Below are 19,208 nucleotides of genomic sequence, written 5' to 3'. Positions count from 1 at the left end.
CAAGTCGACCCGAGTCGGTTGACAGGCCCGCTATCATACCGGGATGACCAGCCGCTATCTGGAGATTCACCCCACCGACCCGCAATTGCGCCTGATCCGTCAGGCGGTCGATATCATTCGCGAGGGCGGGGTGGTCGTTTACCCGACCGACTCGTGCTATGCGCTGGGGTGCCACATTGGCGACAAGACGGCGATGGAGCGCATCGCGCGCATCCGGCAGACCGACAGGCACCATCACTTCACCCTGGTGTGCAGCGACCTGTCCGAGATCGCCACCTACGCCCGCGTCAGCAACACGCAATACCGTACCCTCAAGGCATTCACGCCCGGGCCGTACACCTTCATCCTGGAGGCCACCAAGGAAACGCCGCGACGCCTGCAGCATGAGAAACGCAAGACTATCGGCATCCGCGTGCCGGACCACGCGGTGCCCAGGGCCATCCTCGACGAACTGGGCGAGCCCATCATGAGCTCGACGCTGATCCTGCCGGGCGACGAGCATCCGATGACCGACGGGCGCGAGATTCAGGAGCGGCTGTATCACTTCGTCGATGCGGTGATCGACAGCGGCAACTGTGGCCTGGAGCCGAGCAGCGTGATCGACCTGGTCGGTCCGGCGCCCGTGGTGGTCCGTCGCGGCAAGGGCGATGTCAGCGCCTTCGAATGACCCCAGGTGAACGACCCACGCGCGAGGCTATCAAGAGTGCGTGTCAAGCTGCGTATAATGCCGCCAGCTTTGCAAGCTGCTGATTTGCTGAATTAACTAAACTCGATAACGCCTTGATTCATAGGCCCGAGGCCAAGCATTGAGCGCGACTCCCGCAACCAACCGACGCGTCCTGTCCGGCATGCGACCGACCGGCGCCCTGCATCTCGGCAACTATCACGGTGCGCTCAAGAACTGGGTGGAGCTGCAGTACCAGTACGAGTGCTACTTTTTCATTGCCGATATCCATGCGCTGACGACGGGTTACGAAGACACGTCAAAGCTCCGGAGCAATGTCCACGAGGTGCTGATCGACTGGCTGGCGGCGGGGCTCAATCCTGCCTCGGCGACCATGTTCATCCAGTCGCGCGTGCCCGAGCACTCCGAGCTGCACCTGTTGCTGTCGATGGTGACGCCGCTGGGCTGGCTGGAGCGCGTGCCGACCTACAAGGATCAGCAGGAGCAGCTCAAGGACAAGGATCTCGCGACCTATGGCTTCCTCGGCTATCCGTTGCTGCAGGCGGCAGACATCCTGCTGTACAAGGCCGCGTTCGTGCCGGTCGGCGAGGATCAGGTCGCGCACGTCGAGGTCACTCGCGAGGTTGCGCGGCGCTTCAATCACATCTACGGCCGCGAGGCCGACTTCGAAGCCAAAGTGGAGAAAGCACTCAAGGCTTTGGGAAGTCGCAACAGCACGCGCTACCTGGAGTTGCGCCGGCTTTATCAAGAAAAGGGCGATCAGGAAGCCATTGCCAAAGCGCATTCGCTGCTGGAAGGCACGGCGCGCCTGACGCTGGCCGATCGCGAGCGCCTGGTCGGCTATCTCGAAGGCACTGGCCGCAGCTATCTGGTCGAGCCCGATGTGCTGCTGACAGCCACGCCCAAAGTGCCCGGCCTCGATGGCCGCAAGATGTCCAAGTCTTACGGCAATACCATCGGGTTGCGCGAGGATCCTGATACGGTCGCGAAGAAGCTGCGCGGCATGATGACCGACCCCGCGCGCCAGCGCCGCACCGATCCGGGCGATCCCGACAAATGCCCGGTGTTCGATCTGCATCGAATCTATTCGAGCCCGGAGACGCAGGCCTGGGCCGCGCAGGGCTGTCGCACCGCTGGCATCGGCTGTCTGGACTGCAAAAAACCACTCATAGATGCCGTGATCGCCGAGATCAAAACCATCCGCGCACGCGCCCAGGAATTCGAAGAGAATCGCGACCTGGTCCGCGGCATCATCGCCGAGGGCAACGAGAAGGCGCGCGACGTTGCGCGTCAGACGCTCGACGAGGTGCACCAGGCGATGGGGATGAATTACAGGTGAGCAAGTCCAAGCCCGAACTGAAGCTGGTGGAGGACACCGGCTCGCAGCTGCAGGACGAGGACCTGAGCATCGAGCTGCCCCCCCAGCAGAGCGAAATGCCATTCGCCGTGGTCGAGGGCGAGCCGGTCACTCAGCTGCCGCGCGATTTGTATATTCCGCCGGACGCGCTGCAGGTGTTCCTGACGGCGTTCGAAGGTCCACTCGATCTGCTGCTGTACCTGATCCGCAAGCAGAACCTGGACATCCTCAATATTCCGATCGCCGAGATCACTCGTCAGTACATGCAGTACATCGAGGTGATGGCGGATCTGCAGCTCGAGCTGGCTGGCGAGTATCTGCTGATGGCCGCGATGCTCGCGGAGATCAAGTCGCGCATGCTGTTGCCGCGGCCGGCGACCGTCGAAGGCCAGGAAGAAGAAGATCCGCGCGCCGAGCTGGTGCGTCGACTGCAGGAATACGAGCGGTTCAAGAAGGCGGCCGAAGACATCGATCGGCTGAAGCGCCTGGAACGCGACACCATGCCTGCGTCCGCCGAATTGGAAGAGCGCAAGGTTGTTGCCCGGCCTCCCGACGTCACGCTGAAGGAAATGCTCGACGCGTTTCGTGATGTGCTTGCACGGGCGGAGAAGTTCGCGCATCACCACATCTCGCGCGAGCGGCTGTCGCAGCGTGAACGGATGTCGGAAATCCTGGCCCGGCTGCAGACCGCGGCGTTCTTCGAATTCACGCAGTTGTTCAAGCCCGAGGAAGGGCGCATGGGCGTCACTGTGACGTTCATCGCCATTCTGGAGTTGATGAAGGAAGGCTTGATTGAAATCGTGCAGGCTGAGGCATATGCACCGATTCACGTGCGTCAGGCCCAGCGTCATCTGAAAGTCGTTCAGGGAGGCGCCGCCTCGGAGGCCGCCGACGCCGAGAACGTGGCTGCGCTCGCTCAGCCCGAGCTCGCTGGCGAGAACGACATTCCCGACGAAGACGACGAGACGCCGCCGGCTGACGAGGCTGCAACCGCAGTCGAGGCCGCGGTCGCTGATGTCGCTGTTGCGTCGGCGATCGCTGTCGATAGCGTCGAAGCGGGCGAGGATCTTGGCGACGCGGCCGTCGTCGAAGCGGCGGTGTCGGAGGCGCTGGCTTCGACGGACAACGCGGTGGAGACCGTCGCCGAGGTTGCGGAGGTCACGGTCGTCACGGACGTTGCCGCTGAACCGACGGAGCCGGCTGAGTCGCTGGTGACCGTCGAAGAACCGGCGGTCATCGAAGAGCAGCCCGTCGAGGAGCACGTCGTCCCCGAGCATGTGGTCGAAGAGCACGAGGTGCCCGAGCCGTCCATCGAGCCGCGGTTGGAGCAGAACATCGCTCCGGCGGAAACTGTCGCCGAGGTTGTCGGTCAGGCCGCCCCGGAACAGCTCGCTGACGAGTCGGTGGAGAGCGAGCAACCGGCGGTGACGATCGAAGCCTCTGTCGAGGACGCGCCGGCGCTCGAGTCGATCGAAGTTGTGGCGGAGGACGTTGCCCCCTCCGAGCCTGATATGGCTGAGCCTGATACGACCGAGCTTGCGGCCGAGCCTGAAGCGGCGATCGTCGAGAACAGCATCGATCAGCCGAGCATCGACCAGGCCGCCAGTGAGCAGGCCAGCGAGGATCCCACCGGCGAGTTGTCCGTCGCCGACGACACAGTGACCGGAGCCTCCAGCGAGGCCGACAATTCGGACCCGGAATCATCGAGATGAACGAACAAGATCTCAAGCACATCATCGAAGCGACGCTGCTGGCGGCCGGCAAGCCGGTCACCACGCAGCAACTGCTGGACCTGTTCGATGAGCGTGAGCGGCCCACGGCCGAGACGATGCAGACCGCGCTCGGCATGCTCATGGCCGATTACGAGAATCGCGGCATCGAGCTGATCGAAGTGGCGAGTGGCTGGCGCATTCAGGTGCGGCCGCGCGCCGCCGAAGTGGTGTCGCGCCTGTGGCAGGAGCGTCCCGCCAAGTACTCGCGTGCGCTGCTGGAAACATTGGCGCTGATCGCGTACCGCCAACCGATCACCCGCAGCGAGATCGAAGAGATCCGCGGCGTGTCGATCAGCTCGACCATCATGCGCACCTTGCAGGAGCGCAACTGGATTCGCACCGTCGGTCATCGCGAAGTGCCGGGCCGTCCGGAACTGCTCGGCACCACGCGTGAGTTCCTCGACTACTTCGGCCTGAAGAGCCTGGATCAGCTGCCGACGCTGGCCGAGCTGAAGGATGTCGAGACCATCGGCGTGCAGCTGGAGCTGGCAACCGATCAGATTCAGGAAGGCGCAGCGGCTGCTGAAGGGGAAGAAGCGACCGGCGACGCCGCGGCAGTGGCCGAAGGCGAAATCGTCGCGAACGCCGCAGCCGAAGAGCAATCGGAAACGAGCGAAGCGAGCGCCGCCGAAGCCGAGACGCAGTCCGAAGAAGAGGTCGTGGCCGAGGCCGATGATGACAACGCCAACGATGACTCGTCTAACGACGATACGGACGAAGGCGACGGCAACATCGACGACGGCAGCGACGAGTCCGAATTATTGGCCGACGCCGACAATGACGACGAAGACTCGGACGCGCCGCCGATCATGGTGGCTTCCTCGGAGGACGAGCAGGACCACGTTCGTATCTCCGAGCCGCCGTCCGACCATTGAGCCGGCTGGCTGAAGCACCGAGGGGCGACGCGGCGGCAGCCACCCTGGTCCCTCGAAAACACATGTCCGAACGTCTTCACAAACTCCTGGCCCAGCACGGCCTCGGCTCGCGTCGCGAGATCGAGAAATGGATGCTGGAAGGGCGTGTGCGCCTGAACAATGAGCCGGCGCAGCCCGGCGATCGCTACAACCCGGGCGACCGCGTCAGCATCGACGGCAAGGATGTGACTTCCCGGTTGAAGGTCTTCGCGGCGCCGAAGGTGATCCTGTATCACAAGCCGCAGGGCCAGCCGATCACGCCGACCGGCAGCGACGTGAGCAACGCAGGGGCGGAAAAAGCCCTCATGAAGTCCGTGATGGAGTCGTTGCCGTCGTTGCGGGGCTCGCGCTGGCTGGTGGTGAACACCATGCAGGCCGGCGACAGTGGCCTGTTGTTACTGACGAGCGACGGCAAGCTGGCGGACGCCTTGCGCCGCCGGGCGGAAACGACGCCGTCGGCCTACGTAGCGCGCGTGCTCGTTCCGACTCCCGACTACGACGTGGAATCCATTCCGCGCGTGGTTCAGTACGACAACGAAACGATCGAGTTCGAAAGCATCGAGCCCGCGGGCGGCGAGGGCACCAATCGCTGGTTCCGCGTCGAATCGCATCGCGCACACCGGCGTGCGGCAGTTCGTGCCTTGTTCGATAGCCGCGGTTTGAAGGTCAGTCGCGTGATCCAGGTGAAGTTCGGCGATTTCGAGCTGCCGCGAGATCTGCCGCGCGGCAAGCACCGAGAATTGTCCGAGCGAGAGGTCGCCGATCTGTACGCGAGCGTTGAGCTGGCATTGCCGACGCCACCACCCAAGCCCGAAGTACAGCGACCGCGCCGCCGGCCAGCGCCGGATCGGCGCAAGAAACCCAAGCGGCGCTAAAACAAGACTTCGGCTGTTCCGGAGTGTCTATTGCGCGTTGATGGTCTGGCCCTGCACGCCGCGGCTGTCTGGACCAAGCAAATAAAGATACGCGGGGACCACGGCCTCCGGCTCCGGCAGCGTGCTGCGATCCTCGGCGGGATACGCCTGCAGGCGCATGTTGGTTTTGACCTTGCCGGGATTGATGCTGTTGACGCGCATGGCGGGCTGCTTGTCCAGCTCCTGGGCCAGCATGTGCATCAGGCCGTCGCTAGCCCACTTGGAAACCAGGTACGCGCCCCAGAAGGCGCGTGGGTTGGCGACGACGCCGCTCGAAGTAAACAGGATGACCGGGTCGGGCGAGCGCTTCAGCAGCGGCAGACAACTGCGAGTCAGAATGAAGGGCGCATTGACGTTGACGTGCATGGTGCGCAGCCACTTCGCGACGTCGTGATGTTCGATCGGCGCGCGCTCGCCGAGCATCGATGCATTGTGCAGCAGGCCGTCGAGCCGGCCGAATTCCTGTTCGAGCGCGACCACCAGCTTCTCGTATTCCTCGGCGCCGGCCTTTTCGAAGTCCAACGGCAGAATGGAAGGGCGTGGAGCGCCGTGGTGCACGATGGCGTCATAAACCGCTTCCAGCTTGCGAACGTTCCGACCATGCAGCACGACCTGTGCGCCGTGCGCGGCAGCAGCAATCGCCACCGCCTTGCCGATGCCGTCGCTCGCGCCGGTGATGAGGATGACGCGATCTTTGAGCGCGTCCTTGGCAGGCTGATAGGTGCGAGGGTCGATCATGATGTCGGCTTGGGTTTGTAGTTGCTGGATGCTTTGACGGCTCAGGCCTTGCGAGCGGCGCGCCAGGCGGCCCAGGGTTTTTGTAATGGGCCGAGCTCGATGCGCTCGGTGGCGACATCGTAGTTGCGAGCGGCGATGCGGTCGAGCAGCTTGCGATGCAAGGCTGCCAGAACATAGATCGGACGCAGATACTCGGACTGCGGACCGCGCGGCGGCAAGTCCAGCTCGGACATGGCCGTGCTGCGGATAGTACGCAGCGCTTCTTTCAATTTCGGATCGACTTCGCGCGCGCGCAGGTGGTCGGTCTTCAAGTCGTGCTTGTCGAGCAGGTCCAGCGGCAAATAAACATTGCCGTCGTAGGCATCCTGGCGCAGATCGCGCACCACCTCTGCCAAACGAATTCCGACGCCGAGCCTGTTGGCGGCGGCACGCGCGGCTTCGTCCAAGGGCGCAGGGGCCGCCAATTGCGATGCGACCAACTCCTGAATCGCGCCACCGCTGCGAGAGCAGTACGCACGCAACTCCCGCTCATTGGTGAATGTCATGCGTGCCAGGTCCATGTCCGCCGCCGCGAGCACTTCGTGCAGCTTGCTGAACACGGAAAGGTCTCCGGATGAGCGTTCGTGCAGCAGACGTGTCGCGGGATGCTGTGGATTGCCGTTGACGAGCCGATCGGTTTCGGCGCGCCACCACGTCAATCGCGTATGAGCCACGTCGTGACTGGCGCTTTTCGCCGACTCGCGGATCTCGGTGTCGATGACGTAGAGCGCCAGGACCAAGTCGCGCCGCTCCTCGGGCGAGTACAGCAGCGAGAAATAGCGCATCGAGCCCGGAGGGGCCGTGCGATTGGTCAGCTCGTTATCCAGGGCGGACATAGGCTTCTGACTACTGCACCGCGTCGCCAGTGCCGGTGAGCTTGCGCTCGCCATTGCCATTAGGCTCGCGAGCCAGCTTGTCGATGGGCTCCAACGTTTCCAGCTCGCGATCCGGACGCACGCCGAGCTCGGTGAACTTGCGCGCGCCCGGCAACACCTGACGCTCCAGCGAGCCGATCGCGGCGTTGAAACTCTCGACGCTGTTGCCGAGATTGCGGCCCAGCTTGCTCAGGTGAGTGGTGAAAACCGCCAGCCGCTTGTAGAGATCTTCGGCGAGCGTGCGAATGGTTTCGGCATTCTGCGCCAGGGCCATCTGCCGCCAGCCGTAAGCCACGGCCTTGAGCAGGGCGACGAAGCTCGAGGGCGTGGCGATGATCACATCCTGCCGGATGGCGTCCTCCAGCAGGTTGGGTTGCTCGGCCAGCGCGGCCGACAGGAACTGGTCGCCCGGAATGAACAGGATGACGAAGTCCGGGCTGCGCTCGAACTGACTCCAGTAGCTCTTCGCGCCCAGTTGCCGAACGCGCTCTGCAACGGCGTTGGCGTGCCGGCGCATGGCGATGGCGCGCTGTTCATCGGTGGTCGCATCGACTGCTTCCAGATAAGCGTCGAGCGGCGTCTTCACATCGACGATCAGGTCGCGGCCGTCGGGCATGTGCACGATCATGTCGGGACGCAGGTTGCCATCCTCGACCCGGACGTGGACTTGTTCCTTGAAGTCGCAGTGCTCGACCATGCCGGCCAGCTCGGCAAGCCGGCGCAAGGTCAGCTCGCCCCATTGGCCGCGCACTTCGGGGCGTCGCAAGGCGTTGACCAGCGTGCGCGTTTCCTTCTGTAGCGCCTGCTGGCCAAGGGCCACCGATTCGAGCGAGGTCTTCAGGCTGCCGAACGTTTCGGCCCGTTCCTTTTCGATGCGCAGGATCTGCTGCTCGGTCTTGCCGAGCGCCTCGCGAATCGGCGCGAGCATGCTTTCGATGGCTTTCTCGCGTTCGGTGAGGGCCGACACCGCGTACTGCTGGTGCTGCGTCAGATGCTCGCGCGCCAATTGCAGGAACAGCTCGCTGTTCGAGCGCAGCGATGTATTGGCGATACTGTCGAACGATGATTTGAGCCGCTCCATCGAACGTTCCAGCGCGGCCTGGCGCTCGCGCTCCAGCTGTTCTTCAGCTTTGAGCTGCGACTTGAGCACGGCGATCTCGACGTGCAGCGATTGCGCGCGCTGGCGGGCGCGCAGGCTGCTGATCAACGCGCCCACGACCGCGCCCAGAACGAACGCGGCTGAAACGATCAACCAAATTGGAGCATCGGCCAAGTCAGGAATCTCTTCTCAGATGCATCATGTAATTCACACTCACGTCGCTGCTGCGGCGGGCGGCGTGTTGCAGCGGGTCATAGGCCATGCCGGCGATGTCCACCACGTTCAGGTGAGTGTCGCGGGCCCAGCGGCTCAACTCGGAAGGCTTGATGAAGCGCTCGTAGGTGTGGGTGCCGCGGGGCAGGAGGTTCAACACATACTCGGCGCCGACGACCGCCAGCAAATAAGCCTTCAAATTGCGATTGAGCGTGGAAACGAAGATGTCGCCGCCGGGGTGCACCAGATCGTGCAGGGCGCGCAGCACGCTGGCCGGCTCGGGCACGTGCTCGAGCATTTCCATGCACGTCACGATGTCGTAGGCACCGGACGAATGTGCGGCATGGGTTTCGGCCGACTCGCGGGCATAGCGGACCGAGACCTGGCTTTCCAGAGCGTGGAGCTCGGCGACTTCGATGGTTTGTGGCGCCAGATCGATGCCGGTGACGTCGGCGCCGCGCCTGGCCATCGCTTCGCTGAGAATGCCGCCGCCGCAACCCACATCGAGCACGCGCTTGCCACGCAGCGAAGCGCGCTCGTCGATGTAGTCGAGCCGCACAGGGTTCAAAACGTGCAGCGGACGGAACTCGCCGCGCGGGTCCCACCAGCGCTGGGCGATATCATCGAAGCGGGCGATCTCGGCCGGGTCATGGTTGGAAGCGGTGGCGTTCATGAGAGTCTCACTCGATTTCCTGGGCTGCGATTCTTGCGCGCCATAGCTCGGCGCGGCTCAGCACAGCGTTCGTGTCCAGATGTGTCAGCTCGCGATCACGTACAAGCATGCGGCCGGCGACCCAGACGTCACTGACCTGCTCGCGCGACGCGGCGAACACGATCTGCGAGGCTGGGTCGTAAGTAGGCTGGGTATTGGGACGGCCCAGATCGATACAACACACATCGGCCCACTTGCCGGGCACCAGCGAACCGATGGACTCGGCCAGGCCCAAGGCGCGCGCGCCGTTCAGCGTCGCTGTTTGCAGCCACTCGTGAGCGTCGACCGGCGTGGCGGCTGGAAACATGCTGTTGGCGATCAGCGCGGCGGCACGCAGCTCGGCCAGCAGATCGTTGTTGCTGACGCCGCCGCTGCCGAGCGCAACGTTCACCGCGCGATCCTTGAACAACGGCACCGGGCACAGGCCGCTGCCGAGCTTGAGATTGGATTGCGGGCAATGCACGACGCTGGCGCTGGCGGCCGCGACGCGCTCCACGTCGGCGGAGTCCAGCTTGACCATATGCACGGCGGCCAGCAGCGGCGACAGCAGACCCAGCTGCTCCAGTCGTTCGAGCGAAGGCGCGCTGCCGCGGCTTTCGTTCACGTGCATGCAGATCGGTAATTCCAGCTCATCGGCGAGCCGGCGCACGCGCTCCAGTGTCTCGTCGCTCAGCAAGGCGGGCTCCACCGGCGCGAGTGCGGTCGTGATCAGCGGATCGTCGCGATACTCGTCCCGCAGCTGCAATCCCTTGGCCAGGCACTCGTCGGCCGAGCCGGCCCACACCGATGGCGCGTCTTGTACGGGAAGGCCGACGCAGACACGCATGCGCGCATCGGCGGCCGTCTGCGCCACCACCTCGGGAAAGAGATGCTGGTCGGCAAAACACGTGGTACCGCTCGAGAGCGCGGCGGCGATCGCGAGCTCCGTCCCTTCGCGGACATATTCAGCATCGATCCAGCGCTGCTGAAGCTGCCGAATGGCGTGCGCCCAAAGCTCGAACGAGCTGCTGGCGACGGCCCCGTGCAACAGGGTGCTGGCGGCATGGGTGTGCGCATTCACCAGGCCCGGCAGCAGCACATGCGCCGGCCGGTCGATCTCTTCCCGGGCCGAAAAACGCTGTCTGGCTGTGGCCGTGGGCAACAGGGCACGGATGCGGCCCTGATGAATCGCCAGCGAATGCGCTTCCAGCACCGTGCCGGCCGGTTCGATCGGAATGATCCAGCGGGCGTGCAGCAGCGTGTCGATAGGTTCCATGCGGGCCGAAGTATAGCGGCGAAACGCACCGGACCGTTCCCAAACTATTCAATGCGGCCGCCCTGTTTTGGACGCCTCGTGTGATATGATTCGGAACTTCCTTTGACGAGTTCCGCATGGCCGAAATCGCGCGCGAAATCCTGCACGTCAACCTCGAAGACGAGATGCGTCAGTCGTATCTCGACTATGCGATGAGTGTCATCGTCGGGCGCGCGCTGCCCGACGTGCGCGACGGGCTGAAGCCGGTCCATCGCCGCATCCTGTACGCGATGCACGAGAGCAATAACGTCTACTCCCGCCCGTACGTGAAGTGCGCGCGCGTGGTGGGTGACGTGCTCGGTAAATATCATCCGCACGGCGACACCTCGGCTTACGACGCGCTCGTGCGCATGGCGCAGAACTTTTCCATGCGCTATCAGCTGGTCGACGGCCAGGGCAATTTCGGCTCGGTGGACGGCGACCCGCCGGCGGCCTACCGCTATACCGAGTGCCGCATGACCGCGCTGGCCAGCGAGCTGCTGGCCGACATCGACCGCGAGACGGTCGATTTCGTCGACAACTACGACGGCAAGGAAAAAGAGCCGGTCGTGCTGCCGACGCGCGTGCCCAACCTGCTGGTGAACGGCTCGGCCGGCATCGCGGTCGGCATGGCCACCAACATTCCGCCGCACAACCTGGGTGAAGTGATCAGCGCCTGCATCGCGCTCATCGACGATCCGAACATCTCCATCGCCGGGCTGATGCAGCACATTCCCGGCCCGGATTTTCCGACCGCCGGCATCATCAACGGCGCAGGCGAGATCGCCTCGGCGTACCTGACGGGCCGCGGCCGTGTCTACGTGCGTGCCCGTACCGAGATCGAGGAAGACGACAAGGGCCGCCAGACCATCGTGGTCACCGAGCTGCCGTACCAGGTCAACAAGGCCCGCCTGCTGGAGCGCATCGCCGAGCTGGTGCGCGAGAAGGTGATCGAAGGCATCGCCTCCGACGGCCTGCGCGACGAGTCCGATAAGGACGGCATGCGCGTGGTGATCGAGCTCAAGCGCGGCGAGGTGGCCGATATCGTGCTGAACAAGTTGTTCAAGCACACGCCGATGGAAACCGTGTTCGGCATGAACATGGTGGCCCTGCAGGATGGCCAGCCGAAGCTGCTCAACCTCAAGGAGATGCTCGAAGCGTTCGTGCGTCACCGGCGCGAGGTCGTCACCCGCCGCACGATTTTCGATCTGCGCAAGGCGCGCGAACGAGCGCACATTTTGGAAGGCCTCGCCGTGGCGCTGGCCAACATCGACGAAATCATCGCGCTCATCAAGGCGTCGCCGAACGCGGCCGAAGCCAAGGTCGCGTTGATGGGCCGGCTGTGGGGCTCGGGCGCGGTGCCCGCGATGTTGGAGCGGGCCGGCGGCGTGAGCTCGCGTGTCGATGGATTGCCGGCCGAGTTCGGCCTCACCGAGGGCGGCTATCGTCTCTCCGACGCCCAGGCGCAGGCCATTCTCGACATGCGGCTGCACCGGCTCACCGGGCTGGAGCAGGACAAGATCATCGCCGAGTTCCAGGAGCTGCTGGAAACCATCAAGGACCTGTGCGACATCCTGGCGCGGCCCGAACGGCTGTTGCAGGTGATTCGCACCGAGCTGGAAGAGATCAAGGCCAAGTACGCCGATCCGCGCCGCACCGAGATCATCGCCGACCATTCCAACCTGACGCTCGAAGACCTGATCGAACAGCAGGACGTGGTGGTCACGCTGTCGCACGGCGGCTATGCCAAAGCGCAGCCCGTGACGGAGTATCGAGCCCAGCGTCGTGGCGGTCGCGGCAAGGCGGCGACGGCGATGAAGGACGAGGACTTCGTCGACAAGCTGTTCATCGCCAATACCCATGACACGCTGTTGTGCTTCTCCAGCACCGGCAAGCTGTATTGGCTGAAGGTGTATCAGTTGCCGCAGGCGAGCCGCGGTTCGCGCGGCAGGCCGATCGTGAATCTGTTGCCGCTGCAGGAAGGCGAGCGCATCAACGCCGTGCTGCCCATCCACGAATTCGAGCCGAACAAGTTCGTGTTCATGGTGACTGCGGCCGGCACCGTCAAGAAGACTTCGCTCGAAGCGTTCTCGCGGCCGCGCCAGGCCGGCATCATCGCCATCGAGCTGGAGCAGGGCGACCGGCTGGTCGGCGTCGACATTACCGACGGCACCAAGGAGATCATCCTGTGCTCCAGCGGCGGCAAGGCGATTCGCTTCAACGAAAATGACGTGCGTCCCATGGGCCGCACCGCCGCTGGCGTGCGTGGCATTCGCTTGCCGGAACCGGCGCCTGCGGAACCCGGCAAGGAAGCGGTTCGCGAAGAAGTCATTTCTCTCATCATTGTCGACCCCGAGGGCATGGTGCTGACCGCGTCCGAGAACGGCTACGGCAAACGCACCCCGATCGAGGACTTCCCCATCCATGGTCGCGGCGGCCAGGGCGTGATCGCGTTGCAAATCAGCGAACGAAATGGTCGGATGGTGGGCGCGCTGCTGGTCAAGCCGGAGGACGAGATCATGCTGATCAGTTCCGGCGGCACGCTGGTGCGAACGCAGGTCAACGAGATTTCCGTGCAAGGCCGCAACACCCAGGGTGTGCGCCTGATCCGTGTCGATGAAGGCGACCGCCTGGTCGGCCTGGAACGCATCGTCAGCGAAGGGGCGGGCGAAGCCGGCGGCGAGGGTGCGGAAGGCAGCGAAGGTAGCGAAGGCGCCGAAGGCGACGACGCTGACAGTGCCCCGGAGCCCGTCTGACCATTCATTAGTCTTTAGTCACAGTCAGTTCTTCAACCATGCGCGTCTATAACTTCAGTCCCGGTCCAGCGGTATTGCCACAGGAAGTGCTCGAGCAGGCGCGCGATGAATTGCTCGACTGGCACGGCACGGGCATGTCGGTCATGGAAATGAGCCATCGTGGCAAGGCTTTCATTTCCATCGCGGAGCAGGCAGAAGCGGACCTGCGCGAGTTGCTGGCGGTGCCCAAGAACTACAAGGTGCTGTTCCTGCAGGGCGGCGCCACTGGCCAGTTCGCCGCGATTCCGATGAATCTCACCAGGCCCGACAGCGTGGTCGACTACGTGAACACCGGCGCGTGGTCCAAGAAGGCCATCGGCGAGGCCAAGCACTATGCCAAGGTGAATGTCGCCGCCGATGCAGGCGATCCGTACACCTCGATCCCGGACCTGTCGAGCTGGAAGCTGAGCGACAACGCCGCGTACCTGCACTACACGCCGAACGAGACCATCGGCGGAGTGGAATTCCATTTCGTGCCCGAGTTGCCGAGCGGCGCGCCGCTGGTGGCGGATATGTCTTCGACGTTGCTGTCGCGGCCCATCGATGTTGCCAAGTTCGGCATCATCTACGGCGGCGCGCAGAAGAATGTCGGTCCGGCCGGCCTCACGCTGGTGATTGTGCGGGAAGATCTGCTCGGTCACGCGCGTCCGGGCACGCCGGCGTTCATGAACTTCACCGCCATGGCGAAGGAAGGTTCGATGCTCAATACGCCACCGACGTTCGCCTGGTACATGGCGGGCCTCGTGTTCCAGTGGCTGAAGCGGCAAGGTGGCTTGCAGGCCATGGGCGAAATCAATCGCCGCAAGGCGGAGCTGCTGTACTCGACCATCGATGAGTCGCCGTTCTACAAGAATCCCGTGGCCAGGGATGCGCGCTCGTGGATGAATATTCCCTTCACCCTGGCGCGGCCCGAGCTGGACAAGACCTTCACCGCCGAAGCCAAGCAAGCGGGACTGGTGACGCTGGAAGGCCATCGCTCGGTCGGTGGCATGCGCGCCAGCATCTACAACGCCATGCCGCTGGCGGGCGTGCAAGCGCTGGTGAGCTTCATGAAAGAGTTCGAGCGCAAGCACGGGTGAGCGGCGCGAACGACGGTACATGGAAGTACCGGCTGGCTGACGATCCAGGGATGACTGCTTGAGATGGGCGAGGACAACGTGGCTTATCGAATCCTGATGCTGAACAACATCTCGGTGCGCGGCTTGGAACGGCTGCCGCGGGATCGATATGAAGTTGCTTCGGCGCTCAACAATCCCGACGCCGTGTTGGTGCGCTCGGCGGACATGCATTCGATCGAGATTCCGCCCAGCGTTCTTGCCGTCGGCCGCGCCGGTGCCGGCACCAACAATATTCCCGTCGCTCGACTCTCCAAGCGCGGCGTGCCGGTGTTCAATGCGCCGGGCGCGAATGCGAACGCGGTCAAGGAACTGGTCATTGCCGGTTTGTTTCTCGCGGCTCGCAACATCTGCCGGGCCTGGGACTACGCACGGAATCTCAGCGGCAGCGACGAAGAAATCGACGTGGCGGTGGAGCAGGGCAAAAAGAAATTCGTCGGCTACGAACTGCCCGGCCGCACGCTCGGTGTCGTCGGCCTGGGCGCCGTTGGCGTCGAAGTCGCGAATGCGGCGCACTTGCTCGGCATGCGAGTGCTGGGTTTCGATCCACAGATCACGGTGCAGCGCGCCTGGCAGCTGTCTTCGGGCGTCGAGCAGGCCCTGTCGCTGGACGATCTGTTCTCACGTTGCGACATGGTGACGGTGCACGTGCCGCTGATGGATGCGACTCGGGGTTTCGTCAACGCCGCGCGGCTCAAGCTCCTCGAGGAAAACGGCGTCGTGCTCAACTTCTCGCGCGCCGGCATCGTCGACGAGCAAGCCATCGTGGCGGCGCTCGACGACGGCAAGCTGGGCGCTTACATCTGCGACTTTCCGACCAACCGGCTGAAGAATCATCCCAAGGTCGTGGCGCTGCCGCATCTGGGCGCGTCCACCGGCGAGGCCGAGGAGAACTGCGCCATCATGGTCGCCGACACGCTCAAGGACTTCCTGGAGAACGGCAACATCCGGCACTCGGTCAATTTTCCCGAAGCCGTGCTGCCCCGGACGCTCAACGCCACCCGCCTGGCCATCGCCAACGAGAACGTTCCCAACATGGTGGGGCAGATCTCCACCGCGCTGGCATCCGCCAACCTCAACATCGCCGACCTGCTCAATAAGTCCCGCGGCGGGCTGGCCTATACCTTGATCGACGTCGACGGCAGCGTGCCCGGCTCGGTCCTCGATCAGCTGCGCAAAATCGAGGGTGTGCTGAACGTACGTGCGTTGTGACCGCCCCAGCTGGCAAAATCGCTGGCAGAATGAAGGGCTGCAACTGCTGGCCGCCTTTCAAGTCACCTGCCAAGTCACTCGCCCACATCCAGTTCTACAATGAAGCGCACTCCCCAGGCCGGCAAGGCCCGTTCCGCCGGTGGCAATACGCGTAACAAGCGCAAGAAGCCCTCGGCTGCCGCCGCCAGGCAGGCTGCCGTCGCCGCCCCGGTGCCCGAGCTGAGCTCCATTCGGGAGCGCATCGACGAGATCGACCTGCGCATCCACGAGTTGTTGAATGAACGCGCGCGGTTCGCTCAGCAGGTTGGCTTGTCCAAACGCGGCGCCGGCTTGAGCACGGCGGATTTCTACAAGCCGGAGCGCGAAGCGCAGGTGCTGCGTAGTGCGATCGAACGCAACAAGGGACCGCTACGCAATGAAGAGATCGTGCGGCTGTTTCGCGAGATCATGTCCGCGTGCCTGGCGCAGCAGGAACCGCTGAAGATCGCATTCCTGGGCCCGGAAGGCACGTTCTCGCAGCAGGCGGTCAATAAACATTTCGGACATTCGGTGCGGGCCTTGCCGTTGCCCGCGATCAGCGAAGTGTTCGAGGAAGTGCAGGCCGGCCATGCCGACTTCGGCGTGGTGCCCATCGAGAATTCCACCGAGGGCACGGTCAATCACACCCTGGACATGTTTCTGAATTCGCCGCTGAAGATCTGCGGCGAGATCGAGCTGCGCATCCGCCAGCATCTGATGGGCAGGATGTCGGGGTTGCAGAAGATCGTGCGGATCTGCTCGCACCCGCAGTCGCTGGCGCAGTGCCGCCAGTGGCTGGACGAACATCTGCCGAACATCGAACGCGTGCCGGTCGCCAGCAACGCCGAGGCGGCGCGTCGTGCCCGGGACGAAGATGGCACGGCAGCCATCGCTGGCGAAGCCGCCGCGGAAGTCTATGGATTGAACGTGCTGGTGCCGGAGATCGAGGACACGGCCGACAACACCACGCGCTTCCTGGTCATCGGTCGCAAGTTGTTCAGCGCCAGCGGCCAGGACAAGACCACCTTGCTCGTGTCCGCCGGCGACACGCAGTCGCCCGGCGCGTTGCACCGGCTGCTCACCCCGCTGGCGGCGAACAACATCACCATGACGCGCATCGAGTCGCGGCCCTCGCGCAAGCGCAAGTGGGACTATGTGTTTTTCATCGACGTGCTCGGTCACGCCGAGCAGCCGCCGTTGCAAACGGCGTTGGCACAATTGAAGCAGGCCTCGACGCTGTTCCGCGTGCTCGGGTCGTACCCGGCCGCGGTGCTGTAATCAAGGAATCGGCGTATGCTCGGCGCTGCCGAGGCCGCGCCGCCCGTCTGTCGCAAACTCACGAATATTCGATGTCGTACTACCTAGTCGAGCCCGTTTCAGCCGTCTCCGGCGCGGTCCGCGTTCCCGGCGACAAGTCCGTTTCGCACCGCTCCCTCATGCTCGGCAGCATCGCCGATGGCGTCACCGAGGTTCGCGGCTTCCTGGAGAGCGAAGATTGCCTGTCAACCATGAAAGCCATGCGGGCCTTGGGGGTGCGCATCGAGCAGATCGGACCGCAGGCGGTGCGAGTACATGGTGTCGGCCTGCGCGGTTTGCGGCCGGCCGGCCATGCCCTGGACATGGGCAACTCCGGCACGGCGATGCGCCTGATGACCGGCCTGTTGTCCGGTCAGTCGTTCGACAGCGAGCTGATCGGCGATGCGTCGCTGATGAAACGTCCGATGGAGCGTGTCGCCAAGCCGCTGCGTGAAATGGGTGCTCGAATAGAGACACTCGACGGCAAGCCGCCAGTGAAAATCAAAGGCGGCGCGACGCTGAAGGGCATTCGTTACGAATTGCCGGTGGCCAGCGCGCAGGTGAAGTCGGCCGTGCTGCTCGCCGGTTTATATGCAAACAGTCCGACCACGGTCATCGAGCCGGCGGTCACCCGCGACCATACCGAGCGCATGCTGCTGAGCTTCGGTTGCCAGGTGGACGCGGCTCATGGCGAAGTGGCGCTGACGCCGCCGACGCAACTGCAAGCCTGTTCGCTGGAAGTGCCGGGCGATTTTTCTTCCGCGGCCTTTTTCATGGTCGCCGGTTCGATCAATCCCAAGCTGGATGCCGTGCTCACGATCACCGGTGTCGGCATCAATCCGACACGCACCGGCTTGCTGGATATCCTGGCGCTGATGGGCGCCGATCTGCGGGTGGTGAATCATCGCTCCGCCGGTGCCGAGCCGGTCGCCGATATCGAAGTGCGGCCGGCGCAGCTCAAGGGCATTCATGTACCGGAACACCTGGTGCCGCTGGCCATTGATGAGTTTCCGGTGTTGTTCGTGGCTGCGGCCTGCGCCCAGGGTGAAACCCTTGTGACCGGCGCCGAAGAATTGCGCGTGAAAGAGAGCGACCGGATTGCCGTCATGGCGGAAGGGTTGAAAGCGATGGGTGTGGACTGCGAAGTCCTGCGCGATGGGATTCGCATTCAGGGGCGGCAGTCGGCCAACGCATCGGCCAAGGTGTTTTCCGGCGGCACGATCGACAGTCACGGCGACCATCGAATCGCCATGTCGTTCTCGGTGGCAAGCTTGCGCGCGGCCGCGCCGATCAAGATCCTGGATGTGGCGAACGTCGCCACCTCGTTCCCGGATTTCCCGGGCACGGCGGCGTCCGCCGGCCTGAATGTCAAGGTGCATGACTGATACCGTTGCCGGATGCAACATGACGGATGACGCCGCCGGACCCCACCGATGACGGATATTCCCATTCTGACCATCGACGGCCCGAGCGGCTCGGGCAAGGGCACCATTGCCCGGCGGGTGGCCGACCAGCTCGGCTGGCATCTGCTGGATAGCGGTGCGCTGTATCGCCTGGTGGCTCATGCGGCCCAGCGCAAGGGCCTCTGCCCGGACGACCAAAGCGCGCACCAGCGCGTGGCCGAGCAGCTGGATGTCAGATTCGGCCTCGCCCCGGACGGCGGCGAAGAAATCTGGCTGGAGGGCGAGGAGGTCAGCAAAGCCATCCGGACCGAGCAGGCCGGCGAGGGTGCTTCCCGGGTGGGGGCCATGCCGGGCGTCCGGGCGGCCCTATTAGAGCGCCAGCGTGCATTCGCGCGGCCTCCCGGGCTGGTGGCTGACGGCCGGGACATGGGAACGGTTGTTTTTCCCGGCGCGGGCCTCAAAATATACCTCACGGCGAGCGCCGAAGAGCGGGCGCGACGCCGCTATAACCAGTTGAAAGACAAGGGCCTGGATGCTAACCTCGCCGCCCTTTCGCTGGACATCGCCGAGCGTGACCGACGCGACGCAAGCCGCCCGATCGCCCCGCTGAAGCCCGCGGATGACGCTGTGATCGTGGACTCCACCTCGATGACGATTGACGCCGTCCTGGCCAGGGTTCTGGAGCTGGCCGCCGCACGTTTCGCCCGTCGTTGATTCCCAGCTGAAGGCGTTATTGGTTTCTGGTCGAGAGGGCCTTGGCCCGCTTTCGACTCGTGGA

Annotated in this window: 15 protein-coding genes and 1 pseudogene; 11 read left to right on the top strand and 5 right to left on the bottom strand. The window is 64.1% G+C overall.

Annotated features, from left to right (window positions below; genetic code table 11):
• The first annotated feature begins 43 nt into the window (after window positions 1-43).
• From VGE08_RS22790 to VGE08_RS22770, 5 genes and pseudogenes are all read left to right on the top strand, one after another.
• A complete protein-coding gene (locus VGE08_RS22790) occupies window positions 44-667 on the top strand; it encodes an L-threonylcarbamoyladenylate synthase (RefSeq protein WP_331070228.1) in 624 nt (207 codons plus the stop codon).
• A 139-nt stretch (window positions 668-806) separates the two neighbouring features.
• Window positions 807-2,024, top strand: a complete 1,218-nt coding sequence (locus tag VGE08_RS22785; RefSeq protein WP_331070227.1) for a tryptophan--tRNA ligase — start codon at window positions 807-809, stop codon at window positions 2,022-2,024.
• A gap of 95 nt (window positions 2,025-2,119) precedes the next feature.
• Window positions 2,120-2,944: pseudogene (locus VGE08_RS26420) on the top strand (segregation and condensation protein A); the annotation flags it as partial.
• Between the two features lie 806 nt (window positions 2,945-3,750).
• Window positions 3,751-4,689 (top strand): SMC-Scp complex subunit ScpB, encoded by a 939-nt coding sequence (gene scpB / locus VGE08_RS22775; protein WP_331070225.1) that lies wholly within the window; start codon window positions 3,751-3,753, stop codon window positions 4,687-4,689.
• A gap of 62 nt (window positions 4,690-4,751) precedes the next feature.
• A complete protein-coding gene (locus tag VGE08_RS22770; RefSeq protein ID WP_331070224.1) occupies window positions 4,752-5,603 on the top strand; it encodes a S4 domain-containing protein in 852 nt (283 codons plus the stop codon).
• Window positions 5,604-5,630: 27 nt separating this feature from the next.
• Here VGE08_RS22770 and VGE08_RS22765 read toward each other — a convergent pair whose 3' ends face one another.
• From VGE08_RS22765 to VGE08_RS22745, 5 genes are read right to left on the bottom strand one after another with little or no spacing between them, the layout of a single operon-like run.
• Window positions 5,631-6,380, bottom strand: coding sequence for a YciK family oxidoreductase (locus VGE08_RS22765; RefSeq protein ID WP_331070223.1), 750 nt, complete (start codon window positions 6,378-6,380; stop codon window positions 5,631-5,633).
• A gap of 41 nt (window positions 6,381-6,421) precedes the next feature.
• On the bottom strand, window positions 6,422-7,255 hold the full coding sequence (locus tag VGE08_RS22760; protein WP_331070222.1) for a squalene/phytoene synthase family protein: 834 nt from the start codon (window positions 7,253-7,255) through the stop codon (window positions 6,422-6,424).
• Window positions 7,256-7,265: 10 nt separating this feature from the next.
• Window positions 7,266-8,567 carry a DNA recombination protein RmuC gene (gene rmuC, locus VGE08_RS22755; protein WP_331070221.1) on the bottom strand — a complete coding sequence of 434 codons (1,302 nt, stop codon included), beginning with the start codon at window positions 8,565-8,567 and terminating at the stop codon, window positions 7,266-7,268.
• Between the two features lies 1 nt (window position 8,568).
• Entirely contained in the window at window positions 8,569-9,279 is a 711-nt protein-coding gene (gene ubiG / locus VGE08_RS22750; protein ID WP_331070220.1) for a bifunctional 2-polyprenyl-6-hydroxyphenol methylase/3-demethylubiquinol 3-O-methyltransferase UbiG, read from the bottom strand.
• Window positions 9,280-9,286: 7 nt separating this feature from the next.
• Window positions 9,287-10,573, bottom strand: coding sequence for an amidohydrolase family protein (locus tag VGE08_RS22745; protein ID WP_331070219.1), 1,287 nt, complete (start codon window positions 10,571-10,573; stop codon window positions 9,287-9,289).
• A gap of 116 nt (window positions 10,574-10,689) precedes the next feature.
• On the opposite strand from VGE08_RS22745, the gene gyrA reads away from it, so the two are divergent.
• The 6 genes from gyrA to cmk all read left to right on the top strand — a co-directional run bounded on the left by gyrA (window position 10,690) and on the right by cmk (window position 19,144).
• Window positions 10,690-13,347 (top strand): DNA gyrase subunit A, encoded by a 2,658-nt coding sequence (gene gyrA / locus VGE08_RS22740; RefSeq protein ID WP_331070218.1) that lies wholly within the window; start codon window positions 10,690-10,692, stop codon window positions 13,345-13,347.
• 38 nt (window positions 13,348-13,385) lie between these two features.
• Window positions 13,386-14,465, top strand: a complete 1,080-nt coding sequence (gene serC / locus VGE08_RS22735; protein WP_331070217.1) for a 3-phosphoserine/phosphohydroxythreonine transaminase — start codon at window positions 13,386-13,388, stop codon at window positions 14,463-14,465.
• A 96-nt stretch (window positions 14,466-14,561) separates the two neighbouring features.
• Entirely contained in the window at window positions 14,562-15,713 is a 1,152-nt protein-coding gene (locus tag VGE08_RS22730; RefSeq protein ID WP_349258781.1) for a phosphoglycerate dehydrogenase, read from the top strand.
• A gap of 99 nt (window positions 15,714-15,812) precedes the next feature.
• Window positions 15,813-17,009 (top strand): prephenate dehydratase, encoded by a 1,197-nt coding sequence (pheA, locus tag VGE08_RS22725; protein ID WP_331070215.1) that lies wholly within the window; start codon window positions 15,813-15,815, stop codon window positions 17,007-17,009.
• A gap of 71 nt (window positions 17,010-17,080) precedes the next feature.
• Complete coding sequence (gene aroA, locus VGE08_RS22720) at window positions 17,081-18,412, top strand: 3-phosphoshikimate 1-carboxyvinyltransferase (RefSeq protein ID WP_331070214.1); 1,332 nt, start codon at window positions 17,081-17,083, stop codon at window positions 18,410-18,412.
• A gap of 48 nt (window positions 18,413-18,460) precedes the next feature.
• Entirely contained in the window at window positions 18,461-19,144 is a 684-nt protein-coding gene (cmk, locus tag VGE08_RS22715; RefSeq protein ID WP_331070213.1) for a (d)CMP kinase, read from the top strand.
• Window positions 19,145-19,208 lie beyond the last annotated feature (64 nt).

The organism is Steroidobacter sp., from assembly GCF_036406195.1.
In the GTDB taxonomy this organism is placed as follows: domain Bacteria; phylum Pseudomonadota; class Gammaproteobacteria; order Steroidobacterales; family Steroidobacteraceae; genus Steroidobacter.
This window is presented reverse-complemented; position numbering and strand designations above follow the sequence as displayed.

Bases quoted from the DNA above. Each gene is read 5' to 3' on its own strand.
- VGE08_RS22790 (WP_331070228.1), top strand. From the start codon at position 44: ATGACCAGCCGCTATCTGGAGATTCACCCCACCGACCCGCAATTGCGC.
- scpB (WP_331070225.1), top strand. From the start codon at position 3,751: ATGAACGAACAAGATCTCAAGCACATCATCGAAGCGACGCTGCTGGCG.
- VGE08_RS22770 (WP_331070224.1), top strand. From the start codon at position 4,752: ATGTCCGAACGTCTTCACAAACTCCTGGCCCAGCACGGCCTCGGCTCG.
- VGE08_RS22765 (WP_331070223.1), bottom strand. From the start codon at position 6,380: ATGATCGACCCTCGCACCTATCAGCCTGCCAAGGACGCGCTCAAAGAT.
- VGE08_RS22760 (WP_331070222.1), bottom strand. From the start codon at position 7,255: ATGTCCGCCCTGGATAACGAGCTGACCAATCGCACGGCCCCTCCGGGC.
- ubiG (WP_331070220.1), bottom strand. From the start codon at position 9,279: ATGAACGCCACCGCTTCCAACCATGACCCGGCCGAGATCGCCCGCTTC.
- VGE08_RS22745 (WP_331070219.1), bottom strand. From the start codon at position 10,573: ATGGAACCTATCGACACGCTGCTGCACGCCCGCTGGATCATTCCGATC.
- gyrA (WP_331070218.1), top strand. From the start codon at position 10,690: ATGGCCGAAATCGCGCGCGAAATCCTGCACGTCAACCTCGAAGACGAG.
- serC (WP_331070217.1), top strand. From the start codon at position 13,386: ATGCGCGTCTATAACTTCAGTCCCGGTCCAGCGGTATTGCCACAGGAA.
- VGE08_RS22730 (WP_349258781.1), top strand. From the start codon at position 14,562: ATGCTGAACAACATCTCGGTGCGCGGCTTGGAACGGCTGCCGCGGGAT.
- pheA (WP_331070215.1), top strand. From the start codon at position 15,813: ATGAAGCGCACTCCCCAGGCCGGCAAGGCCCGTTCCGCCGGTGGCAAT.
- aroA (WP_331070214.1), top strand. From the start codon at position 17,081: ATGTCGTACTACCTAGTCGAGCCCGTTTCAGCCGTCTCCGGCGCGGTC.
- cmk (WP_331070213.1), top strand. From the start codon at position 18,461: ATGACGGATATTCCCATTCTGACCATCGACGGCCCGAGCGGCTCGGGC.